The sequence below is a fragment of the Paraeggerthella sp. genome (genome assembly GCF_048427265.1).
Taxonomy (GTDB): Bacteria; Actinomycetota; Coriobacteriia; order Coriobacteriales; family Eggerthellaceae; genus Paraeggerthella; species Paraeggerthella hominis.
This window is the reverse complement of the sequence record NZ_DBFOSR010000047.1, coordinates 1-4,094: the sequence shown is the minus strand read 5'-3', so window position 1 is coordinate 4,094 and position 4,094 is coordinate 1. Positions and strand designations below refer to the sequence as shown.

Genomic DNA, 4,094 nt, shown 5'->3' with positions numbered 1-4,094 from the left:
AGCCGCCCCGGCCCAAACGCAAGCGCAGACCGCGGGGGAGGCGGTCTGCGCTTGGACGAGTGAAACGAGGAAACCGGAGAAGTTGGTCGTTTCATCACGTAGTACTTTAACGGCAATATTATCCTTTGTCAAGGATAATATGAAATAGAGGGAACATTGTCCGGAAACGCGCCTGGAAACAAACCTCGCTTGAACTGTCGACGTAATCTCCGAAGCCTCACGCCACGAGGATGGGTCCGGCGAAGGAATCATCTGCTATCCTGTGATAATTGATGTCCGCATCGGCGATGGGCGCAGGCGGGATTTCGAAGGCCCACTTACGCTGCGCCGTAGCAGCGGTATTGTACGACTCGCCCTCCGGTACGCCGGCATTGGCGGCTTCCGCATCCTTGTCGGCTTTGCTCGCTGGCGAGCACGCCGCCAACGTAGCCGCGCCTACGGCTCCAACAGCCGTGACCGCCGCTCCCTTCAGAAAGTTCCTGCGATCGAGATCCATGCTGTCACTCCCTTCCGTGCGAGAATCGCGCCTCCCTCCGGCGCTCCCCTTCCCCGCAACGCTTCACACCCTATCCCGACAGCGCAACGCTCTGCATCCCCCGTTGAGGGGGCACCTGGGGAAACGCGCGATTGGCCCTTTTCGGGGGATAGTCGCAGCTGCAAGAAAACAAGCAAAACGGGAACATTGGTTAGGAAAAACGAATCGAGTGTCGCCTTCCTCGCCGATACGAAGAGAAGCCCTCATTTCCTCGGCCGATGCAAAAGCGCCCGGTTGTTCCCATGTTGGTCTTTCCGCGAATGTCGATGCGGATACCATCTCGCATGCTTTTAGCCTCGGGGGCTGGCGCGGAGCACGGCGAGAGCTCTCTTCGCCGTCTCGCAACACTCCCGGAGGCATATTCCTTCAGCGTATGGGTTCTTCCTCACGTACTTCGCCCACTGCGCCAGCATGGCCGCGTCGCCGGCGACATCGTCGAGCACCTCGGCCCAGCGGACGATAGCAGCTTGGCTGCCCCTCTTCTCGCAAGTCGACGCCAGGGCATCCCCCAATGTCTCCATGTCGACATCGTCGCCCTTGGCACCTAGTAGAACATGGACGTCGTAGAAGTCGCGCGGGCGGGTGTTGGCGACGCCACGGGAGACCACGGTCTCGAGCTTCTCCGCGAGCACGGTCTCGATCGGATATGCCATCAGGCTGATCTCGCCCTCCCCGAACAGCAGCGGATAGCTGTACTCCACTGCGTCTGGCGTGATCCTGTCCCCGGTGGTAACGTCGACCGTCAGCGGAACGGACATGGGCGCGTAGTTTGCCCTGAGGTGCACGCGGACGCCCGGATAGTCGTCGGCCACGCGAACGTCCTCGGTCCTGTCGAACTCGAACTCCCAGTCGTCGTCCGCCTGGACCGCCATGATCTCGCGGAATGCCCTCTCCGCGGACTCGTGGGTGAGGGCGAATCCCCTGACCGTCGTGTCCAGGTCCATGGTGGTCCTGGAGCTGACGCCGACAAGGGACGAGATGAGCACGCCGCCCTTGATGACGACGTTGTCCCTCCACGCCGATCTGGAAAGGCGTTCGAGCAGCCTTTCCAGGAGGTAGTTCTGCATAAGCGCCTGGGCGGGGATGCCCGCCTCCTTGGCCATGCTGTTCACGCGGGCCTTGAGCTGCATCGCGTTTTTCGTCCTCACAGCAGCACCTCCAGGTACGTGCGGATCTTCCTTTCGACGCCGAGCCTGCGGGCGTACTCGACGAGCTTCGCAACGTCTCGTTCGGGGCTTCTCGCATAAGCCTGCATCGCCGGGGTGACAACTTGCGAGTCCACCGTGCCTTGGCCCCTGACCAGGTCGCAAAGCGTCCTCTCCAGGTCGTAGGCCCTGACAACGTTGCCGTGCTGGGTGGTGAGCTCCGTGAGTCCGAGTTCGAGCACCTCGTCGGCGCAGGTGCGGCAGACTATCCCCGCCTCCCTGGCGGGCGTGGCATTGTAGCCTCTTGGGAATGTCATGGCGAGGAAGAAGGGCGCACGGTCGGTCATGCCGTGCAGGAACAGTGCCGCGTCATCGGAGAAGACGCCGCGAGCGAACCGATACTGAGCGACGAGGTAGGGGTCCTCCCAGGTTTCCGGGAGGGCGTAGAGACCGCGCTCGACCTGCACCAGCTCGCCCTTGCCGACGGCCTCGGCGAGTTTCCTCCTGGGGATACCGGCGGCCGTCGCCTGCGATGCGGACACGTAGCCGTTCTGGCCTTTCGCAATCTCGACTAAGGTCATGGCCACCCTCTTTCCAAAATGTACATCTATGCTGAATATTATTGCATATTAAGCTTGATAGTACAATTCAGCACAACAGAACGATACCTCCTACGAAGAAGAACTCCGCAACATCCGGCGACGTGGCGCAATGCCAACTCGTGCCGCCTGCGGCAACGGAAATTTGCAACCAATATAAAAGACAGCAAACAGCAAAAAGGGGCCGTCCCATGTTAGACGAAAACATCAAGGCTCTCCGGAAGACAAAGGGGCTTTCCCAGGAAGAGCTCGCCGCACAACCGACGCCGACAATTCCGCCGCCAGCACGGCAGCGGCACAGCAAGGGCATGTTGCTTTGGCGGGTTCGAGGAAAAACACGCCCGTAAGCTGGTATTATAAACATGCGAGGAAGCAACGCCTCGCACGAAAGACGAACTGAACGGATGCGCACGCGCTCATCCACGGGAGAGGAGACAGCCATGGCGAACAGGAACCTTGCCAAGAGCCACGAGGAAACTTGCGTGCTCGTCACGGGAGGCGCCGGGTTCATCGGTAGCCATACGTGCGTGGAGCTGCTGAATCAAGGATACCGCGTGGTCATCGTCGACGACCTGAGCAATTCGAGCGCCGTCGCGGTCGACCGCGTTCGTAGCATCACCGAACTTGCCGCCGACGACGATCGCTTGGCATTCTACGAAGCAAACATCTTGGACCGCAGCGCCTTAGCCGCCATCTTCGAGGAAAACGAGATAGACGCCATCATCCACTTTGCCGGATTCAAGGCCGTAGGCGAAAGCGTGCAAAAGCCGCTCGAATACTACTGGAACAACTTCGCAGGCACGCTGGCCCTGTGCGAGGTCGCGCGCGACCATGGCGTGAAGAACATCGTATTCTCGTCGAGCGCCACCGTGTACGGCGAGCCGGAGTTCATTCCCATCACCGAAGATTGCCCGAAGCACGACGCGACCAACCCCTACGGCTGGACGAAAAGCATGCTCGAGCAGGTGCTGACCGACCTGTACGTAGGCGACAACGAATGGAACGTCGTGCTGCTTCGCTACTTCAACCCCATCGGTGCGCACGAGAGCGGCTTGATCGGCGAAGACCCGAAGGGCATCCCGAACAACCTGCTGCCGTACGTTGCGCAAGTTGCCGTCGGCAAGCTGGAATGCGTCGGCGTGTTCGGCGACGACTACCCCACGCACGACGGCACGGGCGTGCGCGATTACATCCACGTAGTCGACCTGGCACGCGGGCACGTGGCAGCGCTCGATTGGATGGGCGGCAAAGTGGGCACCGGCAAGGCGAGCACCGCGGGAACGCTGGCCGGAACGCCGGCAGAGGACGGAACGCGCCGCGGCGTGGGCATCTTCAATCTGGGCACCGGCACCGGGTCGAGCGTGCTCGACGTCGTGCACGCATTCGAGCGTGCGTGCGGCAAGAAGCTGCCGTACGAAATCAAGCCGCGCCGTGCAGGCGACGTAGCGGTGAACTACGCAGCTTGCGACAAAGCGCGCGAGGAGTTGGGATGGGTTGCACAGTACGACCTGGACCGCATGTGCGCTGACAGCTGGCGCTGGCAGTCCACGAATCCCGACGGCTACGCCACCGCGTAGCACACCGCAGCAAAGAAGGGGCCTCGGCCCCTTCTTTTTCTTTTGACATCGACGGAAGCAAGGCTTATAACCCCTCCCGCCCCGCACCGCCTTCTCCCATCTACAGGGAGTCTTTGTCTCGCTTTTCTTCGTACATTGCGCTGTCGGCAGCATCGAAAAGCTCTTGGTAGGTTTTGCCGTCCTGCGGGAAAAACGCCGTGCCAACGCTCATTCCCAAGTCGAATCCCATCTCAAGGGA

At 61.0% G+C, this 4,094-nt stretch carries 5 protein-coding genes; 1 reads left to right on the top strand and 4 read right to left on the bottom strand.

Annotated elements, in window-relative coordinates:
- Positions 1-217 precede the first annotated feature (217 nt).
- From ACMNI9_RS04700 to ACMNI9_RS04690, 3 genes are all read right to left on the bottom strand, one after another.
- Positions 218-496 (bottom strand): twin-arginine translocation signal domain-containing protein, encoded by a 279-nt coding sequence (locus ACMNI9_RS04700; protein WP_418831051.1) that lies wholly within the window; start codon positions 494-496, stop codon positions 218-220.
- Positions 497-825: 329 nt separating this feature from the next.
- Positions 826-1,683 carry a nucleotidyl transferase AbiEii/AbiGii toxin family protein gene (locus tag ACMNI9_RS04695; RefSeq protein ID WP_418831050.1) on the bottom strand — a complete coding sequence of 286 codons (858 nt, stop codon included), beginning with the start codon at positions 1,681-1,683 and terminating at the stop codon, positions 826-828.
- Entirely contained in the window at positions 1,680-2,261 is a 582-nt protein-coding gene (locus ACMNI9_RS04690) for a type IV toxin-antitoxin system AbiEi family antitoxin domain-containing protein (RefSeq protein ID WP_418831049.1), read from the bottom strand. Before ACMNI9_RS04690 ends, ACMNI9_RS04695 begins: the two co-directional genes overlap by 4 nt.
- Before the next feature lie 458 nt (positions 2,262-2,719).
- Here ACMNI9_RS04690 and galE point away from each other — a divergent pair, with 458 nt between their 5' ends.
- Positions 2,720-3,856 (top strand): UDP-glucose 4-epimerase GalE, encoded by a 1,137-nt coding sequence (galE, locus tag ACMNI9_RS04685; RefSeq protein WP_418831048.1) that lies wholly within the window; start codon positions 2,720-2,722, stop codon positions 3,854-3,856.
- A 100-nt stretch (positions 3,857-3,956) separates the two neighbouring features.
- Here the strand turns inward: galE and ACMNI9_RS04680 are convergent, their stop codons facing one another.
- Positions 3,957-4,067, bottom strand: a complete 111-nt coding sequence (locus ACMNI9_RS04680) for a diguanylate cyclase domain-containing protein (protein WP_418831052.1) — start codon at positions 4,065-4,067, stop codon at positions 3,957-3,959.
- Positions 4,068-4,094 lie beyond the last annotated feature (27 nt).

Coding starts and splice junctions, on each gene's coding strand:
- ACMNI9_RS04700 (WP_418831051.1), bottom strand. CDS start 496: ATGGATCTCGATCGCAGGAACTTTCTGAAGGGAGCGGCGGTCACGGCT.
- ACMNI9_RS04690 (WP_418831049.1), bottom strand. CDS start 2,261: ATGACCTTAGTCGAGATTGCGAAAGGCCAGAACGGCTACGTGTCCGCA.
- galE (WP_418831048.1), top strand. CDS start 2,720: ATGGCGAACAGGAACCTTGCCAAGAGCCACGAGGAAACTTGCGTGCTC.
- ACMNI9_RS04680 (WP_418831052.1), bottom strand. CDS start 4,067: ATGAGCGTTGGCACGGCGTTTTTCCCGCAGGACGGCAAAACCTACCAA.